The organism is Pseudomonas allokribbensis (genome assembly GCF_014863605.1).
In the GTDB taxonomy this organism is placed as follows: Bacteria; Pseudomonadota; Gammaproteobacteria; order Pseudomonadales; family Pseudomonadaceae; genus Aquipseudomonas; species Aquipseudomonas allokribbensis.
The window spans coordinates 2,831,889-2,849,217 of record NZ_CP062252.1; the positions used below are offsets into that span (position 1 = coordinate 2,831,889).

The following is a 17,329-nucleotide window of genomic DNA, read 5'->3' on the forward strand; positions in this document are numbered from 1 at the left end:
AGGATGGCGGTTCATCAGCGGGAACACTCATGACTCAAACCAATGGTCCCAAGCGGCATCTGCCGGTATTCCAGGCATTGCTGATCACGCTGGGCATGGTCATCACCACCGACATCCTCAAAACCGCGCCGACCGTTGCCTTGAACGTCGGGCCGGAACATTTCTATTGGGTCTGGGTCCTCGGCGGATTGGCGTCGATGGCCGGGGCCTTGTGCTTCGCCGAGATGGCCACCGCGTTTCCGCACCCGGGCGGTGACTATCATTTCCTGCGCACCGCGTATGGCGAGCGCATGGGTTTCCTGTTCGCCTGGTCGCGTTTCTCGGTGATGCACACCGGGTGGATCGCGTTGTCGGCGTTCATGTTTGCCGACTATTTCAACGCGGTTTTTCCGCTGGGACAGTACGGATCGGGACTGTTTGCCGGCGCGATCATTGCCGCACTGGTGCTGCTGAATCTGACCGGCAAGCACATTGGCTTCATCACCCAGACCGTGCTGGTGGGGCTGCTTGCCGCGGGCTTTCTGAGCATTGCCAGCGCCGGTGTGTGGCTGGTGTGGCAGGGCGTCGAGCCGCTTGCGCCGAGTGCGCCGGTCACACCTGAGCACACGGGGGCGGCGGGATTTTCCGCCGCGATGATCTTCGTGTTTCTGGCCTTCGGCGGCTGGAGTGATGCGGCGACGTTGTCCTCCGAAGTGCGAGATGGCCGACGCGGGATTTTCATTGCCATGCTCGGTGCACTGACGGTGTTGATGGCGATCTACCTGGCACTGAACTGGGCGTTCGTCCAAGGCCTGGGGTTCGAAGGCCTGGCCGCGAGCAACGCGCCGGCGGTGGAATTGTTGAACCGCGCATTCGGTGCGCCGGGTGTGATGCTGATTCTGTTGATGGTCGGTATCGCGGCCATCGCCACCATCAATTCAACGCTGTTGGTCGGTGCCCGCACAACGTACGCCGCCGCCCGCGACGTGCCGCAACTGCGTCGCTTCGGTGAATGGGACGAACGCGATGGCGTGCCGCGCAAGGCCTTGCTGGCCGAGGGTGCGGTGGCGTTGTTGTTGGTGTTGTTTGGCAGCTTTACTCAGAGTGGCTTCAACACCATGGTTGAGTACCTTACGCCGGTGTACTGGTTGTTTTTGAGTTTAAGCAGCCTGGCGTTGATCATTCTGCGGCGGCGGTTTCCCGAGGTGACGCGTCCGGTCAGGGTGCCGCTTTATCCGTTGCTGCCGCTGCTGTTTTTCGGGTTGTGCGTGTACATGCTGTATTCAAGCGTGACGGTGGTGGGGTTGGGGGCGTTTCTGGGGATTGGAGTGTTGCTGGTGGGCGCGCTGTTGCTGGCGGTGTTGAGCCGCCTGGTGTCGACACCTCGGCAAGCTCTGCAGCGCACCAGCGATTAGAACGATACCTGCGCCGGTTGCGACAAACGCAGCACCGACAGATCCCCTGTAATCCGTTTGTAAGCCAGACGAATCGCCTCGATGTCGCTCTCACGCTTCGGGCTGCCTTCGTGCAGGATCACAATCACCTTGGTCGCCAGCCGCTCCGGCGTTTTCGCATCGTGGTCCTTCCACTGCCCATAGGCATCGAACACGCTGAAACCGTCCGGGAAACGCGTCGTCACTTCCTGATCGAGAAACTCGCGCCAGCGCGCCGGGCTCACCACTCCTTCCTTGCCCTCAATCGGCCCCACCGAGAAGTACAACTCGGTGCGGACCCACTGCGCCTGTGCCGGGCGCGTGGCATCGCCTTGCAGGGTTGAGCTGGCGGGGTCTTTGGTATGTACGGAAACAGGAGGAGGGCTGGCACAACCGGCGACCGCCAGGAACAGTGCTGCCATCAGGAAACGTTGCGGCATGGAACTTCCTTATTGTTAAGAACTGTCCCGAATTATAGGTGGCGGTGGTAATAGCAATAAAAGATTAAAAAGTGGATCGGTCGTTAACTAATGGAATAAGCAGATGGCGTGAAAATAATTCCTGCTGGTTAGAACGATTATTTCTTTAAGTTATTTGCTTGGTTTTGGATCGCATATCCAGGACGTTGAAAAACCTGTTCTTGCATTTGATAGATCTGTCATTGCGTCTACTCTGCTGCTTCAACGGTTCAAGGCGCACGGAATGCTGCACTTGAAGCGTTTGAACAGCACTTTTTGCTGCTCGATGGGCAGCTTGTTCCGGTTTGGCCAATCCTTAGAATCCGCTCCATCAACTTCTCATCCAGTTCTTAATCCTCAGGGAGCTCCACCATGATGAACGCCATGCAGATGCAAATGCCGATGAACGCCAACATGCCGATGATGCCGATGACCGGCATGCCGATGATGATGGCGACCATGTCCTGCGAAATGATGGACGACGGCATGATGTGCAAGATGATGCCGGCCGCTGGCATGGACATGGCGATGTTCAAGAACAGCTGCGAAATGATGCAGATGATGATGGACTGCGGCATGCCGATGATGATGCATTGCGGCAACATGAGCATGATGTGCATGTCCCAGGCGGCCATGGCCATGCCGATGATGAACATGATGATGCCGATGCCGATGATGGGCATGCCGATGCCTTCGATGAAGTGCGTGATGGAATGCACCATGATGGCCGACTGCATGATGTGCAAAATCATGCCGATGCCGGGCATGAACATGGACATGATGAAAAACTGCTGCGCCCTGATGATGAAGATGATGAACGACTGCAGCATGCCGATGATGATGAGCTGCAACGGCATGCCGATGATGTGCTGCACCTGCTGATTTCTGACCGCGCATGAAAAAGCCCCCGCAGCTTGATGCTGCCGGGGCTTTTGCATTTCTGGAATTCGGTGAAAACGGTTTTCAGTCCAGACGTTCGGGGTAGGTGACAACCAGATAGGCCACTGCCTCACTGTCAGCCGGATTGCGATAGCGGTGCGGCTGGTCGGCGTAGAACAGGATCGAGTCACCGGTCGACAGCAGATAACGCTCGTCGTTGACGCTGATCTCCAGCACGCCCTGGGACACCACCAGATTCTCCTGCACACCGGGGCCGTGGCCCTCGGAGTGATCCTCACCCAGGGGGCTCAGGCGTAATTCGTAGAATTCCGATTGGCGCGCCACATCGAACGGAAACAGCGCCCGACTGACAAATGCGCCGCTGGCACTCACCAGCCGTTTGCTCTGACTGGCCGACAACACGGCCACACCTTCGAACGCACGGTGCTCCAGAAACGCCGCCACCGACACTTTCAAACCCTTGGCAATTTTGCACAGCACCTTGATCGACGGCACGCTGCGGCCGGACTCGATCTGCGCCAGCATCGCCCGGCTCACGCCGCACTGGCGGGCGAGGGCATCCAGCGACAGATGCCGCTTGCCACGCAGGCGTTGCAGGTTCTGCGCGACGCGCTCGCAGATCGGGTCTTCTTCCAGTGATTCGAGGTTGTTCAGATCCAGCACGGGTTCGTCGGCGCTCGCCAGAAAGCGCGAGGGTTCACGTGCGTTCACGCTTGACGCGGCTCGTCGGAACGAGCGGCCTGCGCCCACTGAAAAGCCTGGTAGCCGGCGTTGCGCGCATACATTTCCCACATGGCCCGGGCCCGTTGCTGAGCTTGGCGGCGTTTGCGGTAGGCGGCGAAGTCGATCAGGTTGTCGGTTGGATTCATGGCGCACTTCACTGTGATCAATGACGGGATGAGCTGAGAGTACGCCGATATTTTTATAACGATAAATACTGATTTTGTATTTATTAATTCTTTTAGGTTATTTATTCAGCGCCCCTCATGCTGCTTGCGATAAGCCCCCGGTTGCACCCCCACCGACTTGGCAAACGCCCGTGTGAACGCGGCAATCGACTGATAGCCCACGGCAGCGCAAACCTGCTCGACCGTGTGATTGTTCTTCAGTAACTGGCAGGCATGGCGGATGCGCAGCGCCAGCAGTACCTGCCCTGGCGACTGGCCTGCGAGTTCGTTGAAGCGTTTGAAGAACGCCGAGCGCGAGAGTCCGATGCAGGCCGCCATGCTTTCCAGCGACCACGGCAGTTGCGGTTGCTCGATCAGTCGGTCCAGCAGCGGCGCGAATTGCGGATTGCGCGCCAGCGCTACCAGTCCGCCGAGTGACGGGTTGTCGGCCATCTGTTGGCGCAGTACATACAGAAACAGCAGGTGACTCAGCCGCTCCAGCAGCGCCGAAGAGGGCGTCGGCTGGCGTTCGCATTCTTCCAGGATCAACTCGAACAAGGCCCGCGCCGCACTGGAAGAAGGATCCCCCGCTCGCAGGACGATCCAGTGCGGCAAGCCTTCGATGATCAGCGACGACAGCCCTGATTTGAAGTGGAAGAACCCACAGACCAGCCCGACGCCATCCTCTGCCTGGCTGTCCAGAGCCGTCATGGTCATGCGCGGCAAGGTCTGCGCGATGCCTGAGTCTTCAGCGCTGGACAGCCGATAGTTGAGGTCGCGCAGCAGGAACACCGCATCGCCGGCATTCAGGCGTAAGGCCTGAGTCTCGCCCTCGATGTGCAGCCAGCAATGGCCCTGAACGATGAGGTGAAAACTGGCCCGCGCCAGGCCATGCGTGCTGGCGTGCCAGCCGCCGCAATAGCGGCCGACATGGAACAGGCTGGCGTCGAGTTCGAGGCTCTCTAATAACCAATCAACCAGTGGGCTGGACGAAATCATCTAATGGAAACACTCAGGAGCAAGTAATCGCTACTTTAGAATATGGATCGGAATTCTTATAACCAACAGACTGGCCCGACACCCCAATAGCAGGAGTCCAGCCCATGTCACGCGTCACGCTACACACCTTGCAAAGCGCGCCCGAAGCGGCCCGGCCGTTTCTTGAAAATGCGCAGAAGAATTCCGGGTTCATTCCGAACCTGCTGGCCGTTCTGGCCAACGCGCCGGCCGCGCTGGAAACCTACGTTACGGTATCGGCGCTCAATGGCAAAGCCGAGTTGAGTCTGGCCGAGCGCGAAGTGGTGCAGTTGATCGCAGCGACTAACCATGGATGCGATTTCTGTGTCGCAGGTCATACCGCCGTCGCGCTGAACAAGGCAAAACTGCCACAGGAAGTGGTCAGCGCATTGCGTGAGCGGGCGACCGTTCCCGAGCAAAAGCTTGAGACGCTGGCGGCGTTCACCCGTGAAGTGATCGCCACCCGTGGCAACGTCAGTGAGCAGACCTACAACCAGTTCAAGGCCGCCGGTTACACCGAAGGCAACGCGCTGGAAGTGATTCTCGGCGTGAGCCTGGCGACCCTGTGCAACTTCGCCAACGTGTTCGCCGATACGCCGCTCAACCCGGAGCTGGCGCCGTACCGCGCGTGACCGGCGGATCGATTCAGGCAGCGTGGTCTATGGTTGACGCTGCGTACAAGGAGAGAAACGACATGCTCGATCCGGCATTGAGTCAATGGCTGGACACCCACGCCCAGGCCCTGGACCTGGGCGACAGTGATCCGCAGCAAGTGCTGACGCAACTGGCGGCGGCCGATGTCCTGCGGGTTGGTATCAGTCCGTCATTGGGCGGCAGCGGCGGCGACATCAACGACGCCGTGGAAGTGCTGGCCGAAGTGGCCAGTCATTCGCTGGCAGCGGCTTTTGTGTTCTGGGGCCAGCGGGCGTTTATCGAATACCTGCTGCAGAGCCCGAACGTGACACTGCGCGAGCGGCTGTTGCCCTCGTTGATCAGCGGCGAACTGGCCGGTGCGACCGGGCTGTCGAACGCGATGAAATTCCTCTCGGGCATCGAGGCCCTGCAAGTGCGCGCTCGCACCGAAGGCAACGGCTGGAGCCTCGGAGGCCGGTTGCATTGGGTGACCAATCTGCGCAAAAGCGGCTTCGTCGTCGCCGCTGCGATTGAGCACGAAGAGGGCGGCTCACCGTTTGTGCTGGCGATTCCCGGCGAGGCCACTGGTGTGTTGCGTTCGGCGGATCTGCAACTGATGGGCTTGCAGTCAAGCAACACGGCGGCCATCGATTTTGCCCAGGTTCAGGTCGGTCGCGAGTGGTTGCTGCATGGCGATGCGCGGGCGTTTTTGCCGGCGGTGCGTCCGGCGTTTCTCGGCTTGCAATGTGGTCTGGCCATCGGTCTGGCGCGGCGCGCCTTGAGCGAAGTGCAAAGCCATTTGCAGGACGGTCGCTCGATCCTGCTGGAGCCGCTGCATGAACAGCGCGAACAGTTGCAACACACGGTGGAACAACTCAAACAGGGCCTGCTCGATGGCCGCTTCCTGGCAAGGCCCGCTGCGTTGTTCCAGCTGCGCATCGCCCTTGCCGAATCGGCGGCCAGCGCGGTGCAACTGGAGTTGCAGGCCAGTGGCGGCAAAGCCTATCTGACCGAACATGGCAGCGGGTTCGCCCGGCGCTGGCGCGAGTCGGCATTCGTGCCGATCGTCACGCCGAGCCTGGTGCAATTGCGCGCCGAACTGCAACGGCAGAAGCGGGAAGCGGCGGTATGACTCAGCCGTTGCTGCATGCCCGCGACATCAGTCTCGGCTATCCGCGCGCCGAAGGCTGGCACACGGTGCTGGAGGCGTTTAACTTGCAGTTGCAGCCGGGTGAAGTGGTGTCGATCCTCGGCCCCAGCGGCGTCGGCAAATCCAGTCTGTTGCGGGTGCTGGCGGGGTTGCAACCGGCGCAGCGCGGCAGCGTCAGCCTGCTCGGTGAACCGCTGAGCGGTCCCCACCCACGGGTGGCGGTGGCGTTTCAGGATCCGAGCCTGTTGCCCTGGCTGACGCTGGAAAAGAACGTGGCGTTCGGCCTCGACTTCGCCCGTCAACCGCACCTGAGTGCCGAGCAACGCAAGGCGCGGGTCGACCACGCCATCGCCGCAGTCGGCCTGGAACACGCCCGGCAGTTTCACCCGGCGCAGTTGTCCGGCGGCATGGCCCAGCGCACCGCACTGGCCCGGTGCCTGGCACGGCAGCCGCAAGTTCTGTTGCTCGACGAACCGTTCGGTGCGCTGGATGAAATCACCCGCGCCGACATGCAACAGCTGTTGCTGCAACTGATCGCCGAGCACAACACTGCAGCGCTGCTGATCACTCACGACATTGACGAAGCCCTGCTGCTTTCCGAGCGGATTCTGCTACTGGGTAACAGCCCGGCGCGGATCCTCGGCGAATGGCGCGTCGACCTGCCTCAGCCCCGCGCCGAGCTGGTGGACGAACTGGGTGCGCTGCGTATCGATATCCTCAAAACCCTTCGGCGGGCGAGCCGCAATCCACTTACCCCACCTTTGCCCGAACCGTCGGAGATTGATCATGTGCCTGGACGACTTCACTCACACACGTCGTGACTTCCTCAAACTCAGCGCCTTACTGACCGCAGGCGGCGCTCTGCCGCTGCTCAACAGCCTCAATGCCCGCGCTGCGTCGGAGCCGAACGCGCCGGTGCGCATCGGCTACCTGCCGATCACCGACGCCACGCCATTGCTGGTGGCGCACAACAACGGGCTGTTCGAAGCCGAAGGCATCCAGGCCGAGCGCCCGGTGCTGTTACGCAGTTGGGCGCAGGTGATCGAGGCGTTCCTGTCGGGGCAGGTCAACGTGATTCACCTGCTGTCGCCAATGACCGTCTGGGCCCGCTACGGCAGTAAGGTGCCGGCCAAGGTCGTGGCCTGGAACCATGTCGGCGGCTCCGGCCTGACTGTGGCCCAGGGGATCACCGAGGTCAAACAGTTGGCCGGGCAAACGGTGGCGATTCCGTTCTGGTATTCGATCCACAACGTGGTGGTGCAGCAGTTGTTTCGCGATCACGGACTGCTGCCGGTGAGCAAACCGGCAAGTGCCGCGCTGGCCGCCAACGAGGTCAACCTGGTGGTATTGCCGCCCTCGGACATGCCGCCGGCACTGGCCGGCAAACGCATCGCCGGTTACATCGTCGCCGAGCCGTTCAATGCGTTGGCCGAAGAACTCAAGGTCGGGCGGGTGCAGCGTTTTACCGGCGACGTCTGGCGCAATCACGCTTGCTGCGTGGTGTTCATGCACGAGCAGGATCTGAACAACCGCCCCGAGTGGTCGCAGAAAGTGGTCAACGCCATCGTCAAGGCGCAACTCTGGACCCGCGACAACCGCGCCGAGGCCGCGAAGCTGTTATCCAGGGACGGCGACAACCGCTACACGCCCCATGCCCAGACCGTGTTGAACCGCGTACTGGCGCCGGCCGCCGCAGATCGCGAGCAATACCTGGTCAGCGGCGCAATCCAGCACAGCCATTGGGACGAGCAGCGCATCGACTTCCAGCCGTACCCGTTCCCCAGCTACACCGAAGAACTGGTCAAACGCCTCAAGGACACGCTGATCGAGGGCGACAAAGGCTTCCTCGCCAGCCTCGACCCGCAGCACACAGCCAAGGATCTGGTGGACGACCGCTTCGTGCGCAACGCCATTGCAGCGGTCGGCGGGATGAAGGCGTTCGGCTTGCCCGAAGGCTTTGAGCGCAGCGAGGAGTTCAGTCTCCGATGAGCAAGTCGAGTTCACCCATCGTCCACGGGTTGTTGGGCGCGGCAGGATTGCTGGGGTTGTTATTGCTGTGGTGGCTGGGTGTGCATCTGGCCGGTGGAGGCGATGGTCTGGCGGCGCGGTTTTCGCCGCAGGCGACGTTGGTCAGCCTCGTTGAGTTATTGGGGCGGGCCGAGCTCTACGAACATGTGCTGGTCAGCCTGAAACGGATCGTGGTCGGCTTGCTGCTGGCCTTGCTGATTGGCGTGCCGCTGGGGCTGATGATCGGCAGCTACCGGCATCTCGAATCGGCGACCACACCTGCCTTTCAGTTCTTGCGAATGATCTCGCCGTTGTCGTGGATGCCGGTGGTGGTCATGCTGATGGGCGTGGGCGATCAGCCGATCTATTTCCTGCTGACCTTCGCCGCGATCTGGCCGATCCTGCTGAACACCGCCGCCGGGGTACGCCAGCTCGATCCACGCTGGCTGCAATTGAGCCGCAGCCTCAGTGCCACACGCTGGGAAACCTTGCGCAAAGTCATCCTGCCTGGCGTGCTCGGTCACGTGTTGACCGGGGTTCGGCTGTCGATCGGGATTCTGTGGATCGTGCTGGTGCCGTGCGAAATGCTTGGTGTCAGCGCAGGGCTGGGCTACTTCATCCTCGACACGCGGGATCGGCTGGCGTACTCGGAATTGATGGCGATGGTGCTGTTGATCGGTGTACTCGGATTTGCCCTTGATGCGCTGGCTCGAGGACTGCACCGGCGCTGGGCACCGGCCTGAACATCGAATGGCTGCTCAGGCCGGGACCGATCACTCAAAGACCTTGAGGGACCATTTTTTCTCCCAGCCTTTTCCGGAGAAGTGAAGGGGTACAAACAGTCCGTAAGTCTGCAGATACGCGTAGGTGATCGTGCCGTCACCGATGATGTCGTTTGCGCCAGTGCAACCGATGATTTTGGCAGTACCGGTCCAGGACGGATAAATCTCGTTGGCAGCCTTTTGTTCCTTGACGTCGCAGTTGAACTGTTTTTCGATCAGCGGTTTGGGCTCCTCGTACCACTTGTGAGGCCTTTGAATCGTGTAACTCAGATGCGCGCCGAGCGGCATGGTCGCCCAGTCGCCGGTGAACCTGAGATCGGTGAGGCCTTCTTCCTCTGTTTCCAGAGGTCTTTTATAAGCAAACGTGGATTTGGCGAGGGGGATCAATCCGCGAAAACTCAATTCGACCGACTGATGCAGATCGAAGCCTGAACGTTCGGTCAGTTGGCTGCCCGCCCTGGCCGGAAGGAATTTATTCATCGGCCCCATGCGTGGCGGCTCGCTTGGCTGGCCTTGGGAAGTAATGACCGTTGACTGTCGCAGACGAGCGACGCTTTTTTCCGGCTCGGGCATCTTCAAGGCTTCGATGGCCTGCTTGACGGTTGGCGCCAGCTCGGGCTCCGGCAACACAAAGGGCTTCAGCTCGCGGCCGGTGAAAAGTCTGAGCTGATCCAGCGCCAGCGGCCTGGTGCAGACTTGCTGAAAGATCCGGCGCTGATCATCGTCGAGATTTTTCAGGTCAACCGGTTCGCGTGCAGCCTTCAACTCCCCCTCAAGCACATTGCCTTTTTTGCTGAGCGAGAAGGTGCTGAGCGCCGTGAGTTGCTGTGAGACACAGTCAGCTGTCCAGCGTTGCCTCACCTGTGAATACAAGGAAACCTTGTCCGCCGTGAGTGTCTCGGCGGGAAGCACCCGGGCTGACCAGAACGTCACTGAATGTCCGTCTGCTTTCAGGTTGGCCTGGTCGATCATTTGCCAGACCTGATCTTCGGCGGCCGAAATCACTCGCCATTGCGGCGTTGCGGTTCGGGCGCACACGTCTTTGAATTGAGCGCTTTGCAGGAATTGTTTCTTTTGTTTGTCTGGCAGCTGTCTGCGATCGCTGGCACCCCGGCGTTCGGTCGTGAGAACCACGCCACCGGAGTTGGTCATGTAGGCCATCTGCGCATCCGGTCGATGGCAGTCCCCATCAAATCGCACGAGGTAATACCGCTTTCCCTCAATGGGAGGCTTCACCAGGTAAGTGACGATGTCGGCCTCACGCACGATCGAGTCGGGGGCAGGCGTTACCTTCAAGGCTTCATCGAAGATTTTGAACGCAATCGGAGGCGGCTTGGGGGTTGTGTCTATGCCATAGAGCGACTGGCAACCGGACAGTGCGACAACCAGAAAAATCGGGGATAACCGTTTGAGATGATAAATCGTGGCGTCCATGCGGAATCTGCTGAGAATTAAAATGATGGCATATTAGCATTATCCCTTGCCATCACAGATGCCGGCCAGCGATCACCTGTTCCAGTCAGCAGGTCTGGAACAGGTGAGAGGCTAGTTTGCTGTTTGTTTCTTACTGGCTGGCGTTCAACACAATCCGATACCGCGCCTTGCCACTGCGCAAATGATCGATGGCTTCGTTGACCCGGCTCATCGGAAATTCCTCAACCTGCGGCAGGATCTGATGCCGCGCGCAGAACTCCAGCATGGTCGCCGCCGTGGCAGGCGAGCCTACTGGGGAGGCAGACAAGGATTTCTGTTGAGGAATCAGATTGAACACGTGCACCGGAATTGCGTCGGGCACGATACCGACGAAGTGCAGCCGGCCTTTGCCGCGCAGGGTGGCGAGCATTGCCGTCCAGTCGAGGTTGGCGTTGGCGGTGATCAGCAGGAAATCCAGAGTACCGGCAATCGCTTTCAAGGCATTGCTGTCGGTGGAGGCGACGACCTTGTGGGCGCCGAGGCGCTTGGCTTCGTCCTGTTTGCTCAGTGACGAGGTGAATGCCGTGACGTCGCAACCCCAGGCATTGAGGAAACGCAGCGCCAGGTGACCGAGGCCGCCGATCCCGACGACACCGACCCGGTCAGTGGGTTTGATGCCAAATTCCACCAGTGGGTTGAACACCGTGGAGCCTGCGCAGAACAGCGGGCCGGCGAGGGCAGGGTCGATGTTGTCCGGGAGCTTCAGCGCCCAGGCCCAGTGAGTACGCAGTCGATCGGCGAAACCGCCGTGGCTGCCGATGATCGTGGGTTTGGCGGTCGGGCAAAGGTGATGGGAACCGCCGATGCAGGACGAGCAATGCATGCAGCTGCTCTTGTACCAGCCGATGCCGACCCGTTGGCCGACTTCGAGGCCGCGGACCTGCGGGCCTGCACGCACGATGCGGCCAACCACTTCGTGACCGGGAATGAACGGGTACTGGCTGATGCCCCAGTCGTTGTCGATCAGCGACTGGTCGGAGTGACAGACGCCGCAATATTCCACGGCGACTTCGACTTCTTCATCCCCGAGCGGACCGGGATCGTAACTGTAGCGCTCCAGTGGTGCGCCGGCCGATGTGGCGGCCCAACCGGTAAACGTCGTCGGTTCGGTGTTATTGCTCATTGGACACCTCCAGGTCTGGCGACAGGGCCATGGCGGCCCGGTGCTGCGGGCGCAGCCTGAAGAGTCTAGCGGGTCATCGGGCGATCGCTAGAGCCAGGTGGCGAGCACGCGTCGGTCCAGTTCTTCCCAGTCCGCCATGCCCAGCACTCGCGTGGTATTGAGCCCGCGCAGATAGCCGCGCAATTGATTGGCGACGGCCCGCACCGACTCCGAATCGTCCGCTGACTGGCCCAGCACGGTTTCGTATTCGACGAGGTATTCGGCCACCCGGTCGCGGAATTCGGGCAGCACGGCATCGCGGATCAAATCAAAGGTTCGCACGGATAATCCTCATTTGTTTTCGTTGTGATCGAGTGTGCAGCAGTCTGCACGCTGCGCAACTATTGGTTCAAGTAATAGTGACCATCAAGAAACGCAAGTTCTGCTTTGCGGCCGACAGGCGGAAAATCGCCTCCATCGAAGACGCTGCTGAAGGAATTTGCGCGATGAAGACATTGACCCGACTGGCTGTAGTCGCCCTGCTGATGGGCGGGGTGGCCGTGACCGCACCGACTTACGCAAGCGACGCCGGTACGTGCCATTTTCTGCCCATCGCCGGTGCCAGCAGCGGGCTGCAGCATTCGCAAACCGTGGGTGTGCTGTACAGCGAAAATACGCTGGAGAACCAGCAATACCTGGAGCGTTATCACGACGTGGCGGTGAATGGTGCCAAGGATGCGCTCGATGCGCGGATCCGCGACGCCTTCGTCAACAGCTCCGATCCGGAACTGGCCATCGACTGGTTGATGAGTTCGCTGCAGCAGCAATTTCTCTCGGTGACCGTCTACGACAACCTCGATTCATTGGTGCAAGCCCATCCGGATGTGGTGGTGATGCTCGACACCCACAACCGTTTGCTGACGCAACGCAACAGCCAGGTCGAAGCACGGTTCGCCGCACGCTTCTACGACGCCAACCTGCAATACATCGGCAAGGCGGAAGGCGCAGTGCAAAAGCAGATGCCTTCGGTGTGGGTCCACAACAAGGCAGCGCCCGAGATTGCAGCGCAGATTGAACAGCAACGGGATCTGCAATTCAGCGCCCTGAAGCAGTTCGATGACTCGCTCAAGGCCCTGGTGAGTGCTGGCTGAACACCCAAATCAAAAATCGCAACGGCAGCGCCCGTGACGCTGAACGTTGCTTGAGAACCGAACCGTTTATTTTCAGGATTTTATCCATGCGTGCCTTTTTTATCCCTGCCATGGCGTCTGCCACTTTGTTGCTGACTGCTTGCGCCTCCGCACCGAACGACCCGACGCTGACCTTGCAGACCCACAAGACGCCCGCCCAATACGCCGAATGCGTTGTGCCGAAATTGCAGCACGGTGCGATGAACCCGACGGTCTCGCAGACCCAGCGCAGCTACCGGATCGTGGTGCCGAGCAAAGTGTCGGCGGACAACGTGCTGGAAGCCTACAAGGCGCAGGACGGCGGCAAGGTGTTTTTGTACGAGCGCCACTTGCTGGCTTCAAGTTTCACACCGTCGAGTTTTGAACGGGCTGCCCAGGAGTGCCTGTGACGCCTGACGGTTAACGCTTTTGACGATGCTCCTTTGGTTGGCCGCAACCAACCAATTCCTTTGCCCCGCATCTTGCGGGGCTTTTTTTTGCCCGGCGTTTGGCGCAGTCGGCGCTACGCTGGAGAGCGGATAAGGTTTTTCGGGAGAGTAAGGAGATGAAGAAAGACAGCAGCGACTCTGCGGCTGAACAGCCTTCTGCACTGATCGACGCAAGAATCCAGGAACTGAACGACTGGCGTGGCCAGAAACTGGCCGAGATCCGCGCGATCATTCACGAGGCGGACCCGCAGGTCGTCGAGGAGTGGAAGTGGCGGGGCGTTCCGGTCTGGTCACACAACGGCATCATTTGCACCGGGGAAACCTACAAGGCCGTGGTGAAAATGACGTTTGCCAAAGGCGCGGCGCTGGAGGATCCGTCGGGACTGTTCAATGCCAGTCTGGAGGGCAATACCCGGCGGGCGATTGATGTTCACGAGGACGACAAAATAGATGCAAAGGCATTGAAAGCGCTGGTGCGTTCGGCGATTACGTTGAATACAAAAAAATGATTTGCCGTTGAGGCAGAGGTGAAGCGGGGGAGGGTGAAACGAGGAAAAAATGGCAGGGGCGGCTGGATTCGAACCAACGCATGGCAGGATCAAAACCTGCTGCCTTACCGCTTGGCGACGCCCCTGTAGCTATTGGTTTCAGTCCCGAGAGGACCTCTGCAACAGTGGGCGGCACTTTACCAGCGCTCTTGCGTTCTGGGAACCCCTGAAGCAAATAAATTTCATGGAAAACAGCTACTTATTTCCCGGAGCGGTTGAAACGGCCGGATTTTCAAGACGCCTGAGGGGGCCAAGCGCCCGAATCCTGCGGGCGCTTGAACCCGATTTCATACCAAAGTACTCGGCGCCACCCCCAGCAACCCCGTCAATGTGTTCATGATCGCCTGCTGACGGGCTCGGTCCGTCTGGTGCCGAGCCTCGGCGGCCGCGACGTCGGCGTGGCAGTGTGGGCAGATCGATTCGTGTGGGTGGATGTATTGCAGGCAGCTGCGGCACAGCGCCAGTTGCACGGGGATGCGTCCTTCCTCCGGGGATTTCTGGCCTTGATTGATCCAGGCGAGTTTGATCACCTGGCCGCTGTCACTGACGCTGCTGACGTGCTCGCCGGTGTCGATGCGTTCGGTGATCAGGTCAAAGCGTCCGACGGCGAAGGAACGCTGCGCCGCGTCTTCAATCTTGACGATACGCTCGCGCAGTCCGCGTTTTTGCAGTTCCAGGGTGCGGTAATGGCAGTACGGGTTGTTGCCGGGTTTGCCCAGCAATGAGTGCGAAGTCCAGGTGCAGCCGCCCCGGCAGACATCGTTGTAATAGCAACTGCGACAGTAGCCCCACAGGTCGTCGACCGAGCGCAGGCGACCGAAGTGGATGCCTTCGCTGTAATGCCAGATATCGTGCAGGCTCATGTTGCGCACGTTGCCGCCGGAGAAACCGACGGTCGCCAGTGACGGGCAGCCTTTCACCGTGCCGTCGGCTTCGAGCGCCAGTACGGTCTGACCCGCCGCGCAGCCGCTCCAGTGCACGCGCTCGTCACCGAAGCCACGCCACAAATGTTCGTAAGGACCGTAATAGCCGATGTTGTTGCCGACGTTCATCAGCAGGCCGCGATCCACGCCTTCGCGGTACAACCGCGCGAGCAGCGGCATCACTTCCAGCAATTGATAGGGTTGCAGCAGCAGTTCCGGGTGATCCACCGCATTGCCCATGGCCACGGTGATCTGGATCTGCCAATGGGTGGCGCCGAGTTCGATGATCGTGTCCATCAGCTCCGGCAAATCAGGCAACGTAGCCGCGCCGATCTGGGTGTTGACGCTGACGGCCAGCCCGGACGCCTTGGCCCGGCGCAGGGTGTCGACCGCCTTGTCGAAGGAGCCGGGGACGTTGCGCACCTGGTCGTGCAATGGTGCGAGCCCATCCAGAGAAATCCCGACCCCGTTGAGGCCCGCATCAACCGCCGCCTGCATCTTCGCCGGTGTCAGGTTGCGTCCGCCGGTCTGGATCGCGCAGTACATGCCGTGGTCGTGGATGGCCTGGATCAGTTGCGTCCAGTCCTTACGCAAATAGGCTTCGCCGCCGATCAAAGTGATCTCGCGGGTGCCGAGTGCGGCGAGGGAGTCGATCACATCAAGGCATTCACGGGTGTTCAGTTCATCGGGGCGTCGATGCCCTGCGCGTGAGCCGCAATGCAGGCATTTGAGGTCGCAGGCCAGGGTGATTTCCCAGACCACGTGCACCGGCACGTAGCGTTTGAGATCGGTGTCATTGAGGTAGCGGGCAGGGCGGATGTCTGTCATGGGAGATCCTTGCGCACGGTCCTGTGCGCGGCACGATTGGACTGATCTCGATTCGCCGCAAGACCGGGCGAGGCCAGCAGTGACCTCGCCCGGGGCGTGCGGTTTAGCGTGCTTCCAGACGCGCGATTTCTGCGTTCAGATGCTCAAGGGCACTGCGCAATGCTCCCTGGTGGGCCACTTGCTGTTCACCCTGTTGCACCACGGTTTTCAACTGCGCCAGATCACCGCTGGTTTGCGCTTGCTGCACGGCCACGGCATACAGCGGCTGGAAGTGACGCTCGTGCGGTTGCGGCTCGATGGTCGGCGCCTGATGCACAGCAACGTGCCTCACGTAATGCCACTGGCCTCCCTCGTTGTAACGGTAATCGACAAAGCCGCTGGTCCAGTCGTCGAGGATGCCCTTGAGGCTGAAGGTCTGCGCAATCTGACTCAGCGGACCGCTCGGGCTGCCATCGAGGGTGAGAATGATGTAATTCTCGGTCGATGGGGTCAGCCGTGCCTCGGAATAATCGCCCCAGACCCGGGCATGGAAATTGACCGGTGGCCAGGTGCTTTGAAAGACGCTGGCAGCGCCGCTGACTTTTTTACGCACGGTATCGACCACGAGGTCGAGGGTCAGAACCGGTGCGCCGAGCAGTGAGTTGCTGGCGATGAGGCGGGTATGAAAAAGTCCAATCGACATGGTGCTTACTCCCTTAAGTGAATGGCGGACTCAGTGGTCGAATCAGCGGGCCTGCAGCTTGCTGATTTCGCTCTTGGCGGCGTCCAGTGCCTTTTGCAGTTGGGGTTGCTGATCCAGTTGCTGCTGGGCGAGCTTCGCCAGGTTTTTCATCTGGGCCAGGTCGCCACTGGCGATGGCGCTCTGGATCGGCGCGGCATACAGCGGCAGGATCGGCGGATGCGGAAGAATCACCGGGCCCGGATGGAACGGCTGGAAGACATTCGAGGGCACCTCGACCAGATGGGCCGGCACGTTGTTCAATTCGTGCCAGCGTTGCCCGTCGAAATACTCGTAATTGGCCACGCCTTCACGCCAGTCGGTGCCGACCACCAGTTGAATCTTGAAGTTCACGATGGAGTTGGAGCCGGGGCCACCTTCATTGCCCTCGGCGGTGATCAGGATTTTACTGACACCGGGCTTCATGACCGTCAGGTAGGTGTATTCGCCCCAGACATCCGAATCGATATCCAGCGGAGGGTTGGTTGCCTGAGTGATGGCGGAGGTGCCGCTGACTTCATGCTGCGGTGTGGAAACCAGCAGGTTGAGCGCAAGGCTTTGCGCCCCCGGCTGACCCGTACCGATCCGATAGCTCACGGGGAACAAGCCGACATTTTGTTGCTGAACTGAACCAGACATGTGAATTGCCTCCATTGCAATGTGGGAAATGGCCTTAGTGTTTTTCCAGACGGGAAACTTCTTTGGCCAGTTTTTCGTACGCGGTTTGCAGCTCTTTCGCTTCCGGCTTCGTCGAATCGCGCTGTTTCAACAAAGTCTTCATCTGTTGCAGATCGCCTCCCGTGATAGCGCTCTGGATGGCGACGCCGTAAGGCGGCATGTTGTGTTTTGAGCCAGTCATATCGAGGGTTTCCT

21 protein-coding genes and 1 tRNA gene are annotated in these 17,329 nt (G+C 60.1%); 10 read left to right on the forward strand and 12 right to left on the reverse strand.

What is annotated here, in order from left to right; genetic code table 11:
• The first annotated feature begins 29 nt into the window (after window positions 1–29).
• On the forward strand, window positions 30–1,394 hold the full coding sequence (locus IF199_RS12850) for an APC family permease (RefSeq protein WP_192560631.1): 1,365 nt from the start codon (window positions 30–32) through the stop codon (window positions 1,392–1,394).
• On the opposite strand, the gene IF199_RS12855 is transcribed toward IF199_RS12850, so the two are convergent.
• A complete protein-coding gene (locus IF199_RS12855; RefSeq protein WP_192560632.1) occupies window positions 1,391–1,852 on the reverse strand; it encodes a DUF3574 domain-containing protein in 462 nt (153 codons plus the stop codon). The genes IF199_RS12850 and IF199_RS12855 overlap by 4 nt on opposite strands.
• A gap of 390 nt (window positions 1,853–2,242) precedes the next feature.
• On the opposite strand from IF199_RS12855, the gene IF199_RS30360 reads away from it, so the two are divergent.
• Complete coding sequence (locus tag IF199_RS30360; protein WP_244142466.1) at window positions 2,243–2,752, forward strand: hypothetical protein; 510 nt, start codon at window positions 2,243–2,245, stop codon at window positions 2,750–2,752.
• Between the two features lie 81 nt (window positions 2,753–2,833).
• Here the strand turns inward: IF199_RS30360 and IF199_RS12865 are convergent, their stop codons facing one another.
• The 3 genes from IF199_RS12865 to IF199_RS12875 all read right to left on the reverse strand — a co-directional run bounded on the left by IF199_RS12865 (window position 2,834) and on the right by IF199_RS12875 (window position 4,656).
• Complete coding sequence (locus IF199_RS12865) at window positions 2,834–3,424, reverse strand: helix-turn-helix domain-containing protein (protein ID WP_173861382.1); 591 nt, start codon at window positions 3,422–3,424, stop codon at window positions 2,834–2,836.
• A 53-nt stretch (window positions 3,425–3,477) separates the two neighbouring features.
• Window positions 3,478–3,639: a hypothetical protein gene (locus IF199_RS12870; protein ID WP_192560634.1), complete on the reverse strand. Its 162-nt coding sequence runs from the start codon at window positions 3,637–3,639 to the stop codon at window positions 3,478–3,480.
• A 105-nt stretch (window positions 3,640–3,744) separates the two neighbouring features.
• Window positions 3,745–4,656 carry an AraC family transcriptional regulator gene (locus tag IF199_RS12875; protein ID WP_096821634.1) on the reverse strand — a complete coding sequence of 304 codons (912 nt, stop codon included), beginning with the start codon at window positions 4,654–4,656 and terminating at the stop codon, window positions 3,745–3,747.
• A 104-nt stretch (window positions 4,657–4,760) separates the two neighbouring features.
• On the opposite strand from IF199_RS12875, the gene IF199_RS12880 reads away from it, so the two are divergent.
• From IF199_RS12880 to IF199_RS12900, 5 genes are all read left to right on the forward strand, one after another.
• Entirely contained in the window at window positions 4,761–5,306 is a 546-nt protein-coding gene (locus IF199_RS12880; RefSeq protein WP_096821635.1) for a carboxymuconolactone decarboxylase family protein, read from the forward strand.
• Between the two features lie 62 nt (window positions 5,307–5,368).
• Entirely contained in the window at window positions 5,369–6,439 is a 1,071-nt protein-coding gene (locus IF199_RS12885; RefSeq protein WP_192560635.1) for an acyl-CoA dehydrogenase family protein, read from the forward strand.
• Window positions 6,436–7,278 (forward strand): ABC transporter ATP-binding protein, encoded by an 843-nt coding sequence (locus IF199_RS12890; protein ID WP_192560636.1) that lies wholly within the window; start codon window positions 6,436–6,438, stop codon window positions 7,276–7,278. The genes IF199_RS12885 and IF199_RS12890 overlap by 4 nt, the downstream gene beginning before the upstream one ends.
• A complete protein-coding gene (locus tag IF199_RS12895) occupies window positions 7,244–8,446 on the forward strand; it encodes an ABC transporter substrate-binding protein (RefSeq protein WP_192560637.1) in 1,203 nt (400 codons plus the stop codon). The genes IF199_RS12890 and IF199_RS12895 overlap by 35 nt, the downstream gene beginning before the upstream one ends.
• Complete coding sequence (locus tag IF199_RS12900) at window positions 8,443–9,207, forward strand: ABC transporter permease (RefSeq protein ID WP_192560638.1); 765 nt, start codon at window positions 8,443–8,445, stop codon at window positions 9,205–9,207. The genes IF199_RS12895 and IF199_RS12900 overlap by 4 nt, the downstream gene beginning before the upstream one ends.
• 30 nt (window positions 9,208–9,237) lie before the next feature.
• On the opposite strand, the gene IF199_RS12905 is transcribed toward IF199_RS12900, so the two are convergent.
• From IF199_RS12905 to IF199_RS12915, 3 genes are all read right to left on the reverse strand, one after another.
• Window positions 9,238–10,680: a YdgH/BhsA/McbA family protein gene (locus IF199_RS12905; RefSeq protein ID WP_192560639.1), complete on the reverse strand. Its 1,443-nt coding sequence runs from the start codon at window positions 10,678–10,680 to the stop codon at window positions 9,238–9,240.
• A 130-nt stretch (window positions 10,681–10,810) separates the two neighbouring features.
• Window positions 10,811–11,842, reverse strand: a complete 1,032-nt coding sequence (gene ahr, locus IF199_RS12910; RefSeq protein WP_192560640.1) for an NADPH-dependent aldehyde reductase Ahr — start codon at window positions 11,840–11,842, stop codon at window positions 10,811–10,813.
• An 87-nt stretch (window positions 11,843–11,929) separates the two neighbouring features.
• The gene (locus tag IF199_RS12915; protein ID WP_192560641.1) at window positions 11,930–12,163 is read right to left on the reverse strand and encodes a hypothetical protein; all 234 of its coding nucleotides are present in this window, start codon (window positions 12,161–12,163) and stop codon (window positions 11,930–11,932) included.
• Window positions 12,164–12,327: 164 nt separating this feature from the next.
• Here IF199_RS12915 and IF199_RS12920 point away from each other — a divergent pair, with 164 nt between their 5' ends.
• From IF199_RS12920 to IF199_RS12930, 3 genes are all read left to right on the forward strand, one after another.
• On the forward strand, window positions 12,328–12,972 hold the full coding sequence (locus IF199_RS12920; protein ID WP_192560642.1) for an ATPase: 645 nt from the start codon (window positions 12,328–12,330) through the stop codon (window positions 12,970–12,972).
• 86 nt (window positions 12,973–13,058) lie between these two features.
• Window positions 13,059–13,400 carry a hypothetical protein gene (locus IF199_RS12925; protein ID WP_096821644.1) on the forward strand — a complete coding sequence of 114 codons (342 nt, stop codon included), beginning with the start codon at window positions 13,059–13,061 and terminating at the stop codon, window positions 13,398–13,400.
• Window positions 13,401–13,555: 155 nt separating this feature from the next.
• Complete coding sequence (locus tag IF199_RS12930; RefSeq protein ID WP_192560643.1) at window positions 13,556–13,948, forward strand: DUF1801 domain-containing protein; 393 nt, start codon at window positions 13,556–13,558, stop codon at window positions 13,946–13,948.
• Window positions 13,949–13,998: 50 nt separating this feature from the next.
• Here IF199_RS12930 and IF199_RS12935 read toward each other — a convergent pair.
• From IF199_RS12935 to IF199_RS12955, 5 genes are all read right to left on the reverse strand, one after another.
• A tRNA-Gln gene (locus tag IF199_RS12935) sits at window positions 13,999–14,073 on the reverse strand.
• A gap of 201 nt (window positions 14,074–14,274) precedes the next feature.
• Entirely contained in the window at window positions 14,275–15,738 is a 1,464-nt protein-coding gene (locus IF199_RS12940; RefSeq protein ID WP_192560644.1) for a GDL motif peptide-associated radical SAM/SPASM maturase, read from the reverse strand.
• A gap of 103 nt (window positions 15,739–15,841) precedes the next feature.
• Window positions 15,842–16,420 carry a DUF1842 domain-containing protein gene (locus IF199_RS12945; protein WP_192560645.1) on the reverse strand — a complete coding sequence of 193 codons (579 nt, stop codon included), beginning with the start codon at window positions 16,418–16,420 and terminating at the stop codon, window positions 15,842–15,844.
• Window positions 16,421–16,462: 42 nt separating this feature from the next.
• Entirely contained in the window at window positions 16,463–17,095 is a 633-nt protein-coding gene (locus IF199_RS12950) for a DUF1842 domain-containing protein (RefSeq protein ID WP_085708430.1), read from the reverse strand.
• Window positions 17,096–17,129: 34 nt separating this feature from the next.
• Complete coding sequence (locus IF199_RS12955) at window positions 17,130–17,315, reverse strand: DUF1843 domain-containing protein (protein WP_085708738.1); 186 nt, start codon at window positions 17,313–17,315, stop codon at window positions 17,130–17,132.
• Between the last annotated feature and the right edge of the window lie 14 nt (window positions 17,316–17,329).

What these genes read in the sequence shown, in the direction of transcription:
- IF199_RS12850 (WP_192560631.1), top strand. Translation starts at nt 30, where the DNA reads ATGACTCAAACCAATGGTCCCAAGCGGCATCTGCCGGTATTCCAGGCA.
- IF199_RS12855 (WP_192560632.1), bottom strand. Translation starts at nt 1,852, where the DNA reads ATGCCGCAACGTTTCCTGATGGCAGCACTGTTCCTGGCGGTCGCCGGT.
- IF199_RS30360 (WP_244142466.1), top strand. Translation starts at nt 2,243, where the DNA reads ATGATGAACGCCATGCAGATGCAAATGCCGATGAACGCCAACATGCCG.
- IF199_RS12870 (WP_192560634.1), bottom strand. Translation starts at nt 3,639, where the DNA reads ATGAATCCAACCGACAACCTGATCGACTTCGCCGCCTACCGCAAACGC.
- IF199_RS12875 (WP_096821634.1), bottom strand. Translation starts at nt 4,656, where the DNA reads ATGATTTCGTCCAGCCCACTGGTTGATTGGTTATTAGAGAGCCTCGAA.
- IF199_RS12880 (WP_096821635.1), top strand. Translation starts at nt 4,761, where the DNA reads ATGTCACGCGTCACGCTACACACCTTGCAAAGCGCGCCCGAAGCGGCC.
- IF199_RS12885 (WP_192560635.1), top strand. Translation starts at nt 5,369, where the DNA reads ATGCTCGATCCGGCATTGAGTCAATGGCTGGACACCCACGCCCAGGCC.
- IF199_RS12890 (WP_192560636.1), top strand. Translation starts at nt 6,436, where the DNA reads ATGACTCAGCCGTTGCTGCATGCCCGCGACATCAGTCTCGGCTATCCG.
- IF199_RS12895 (WP_192560637.1), top strand. Translation starts at nt 7,244, where the DNA reads ATGTGCCTGGACGACTTCACTCACACACGTCGTGACTTCCTCAAACTC.
- IF199_RS12900 (WP_192560638.1), top strand. Translation starts at nt 8,443, where the DNA reads ATGAGCAAGTCGAGTTCACCCATCGTCCACGGGTTGTTGGGCGCGGCA.
- IF199_RS12905 (WP_192560639.1), bottom strand. Translation starts at nt 10,680, where the DNA reads ATGGACGCCACGATTTATCATCTCAAACGGTTATCCCCGATTTTTCTG.
- ahr (WP_192560640.1), bottom strand. Translation starts at nt 11,842, where the DNA reads ATGAGCAATAACACCGAACCGACGACGTTTACCGGTTGGGCCGCCACA.
- IF199_RS12920 (WP_192560642.1), top strand. Translation starts at nt 12,328, where the DNA reads ATGAAGACATTGACCCGACTGGCTGTAGTCGCCCTGCTGATGGGCGGG.
- IF199_RS12925 (WP_096821644.1), top strand. Translation starts at nt 13,059, where the DNA reads ATGCGTGCCTTTTTTATCCCTGCCATGGCGTCTGCCACTTTGTTGCTG.
- IF199_RS12930 (WP_192560643.1), top strand. Translation starts at nt 13,556, where the DNA reads ATGAAGAAAGACAGCAGCGACTCTGCGGCTGAACAGCCTTCTGCACTG.
- IF199_RS12940 (WP_192560644.1), bottom strand. Translation starts at nt 15,738, where the DNA reads ATGACAGACATCCGCCCTGCCCGCTACCTCAATGACACCGATCTCAAA.
- IF199_RS12945 (WP_192560645.1), bottom strand. Translation starts at nt 16,420, where the DNA reads ATGTCGATTGGACTTTTTCATACCCGCCTCATCGCCAGCAACTCACTG.
- IF199_RS12950 (WP_085708430.1), bottom strand. Translation starts at nt 17,095, where the DNA reads ATGTCTGGTTCAGTTCAGCAACAAAATGTCGGCTTGTTCCCCGTGAGC.
- IF199_RS12955 (WP_085708738.1), bottom strand. Translation starts at nt 17,315, where the DNA reads ATGACTGGCTCAAAACACAACATGCCGCCTTACGGCGTCGCCATCCAG.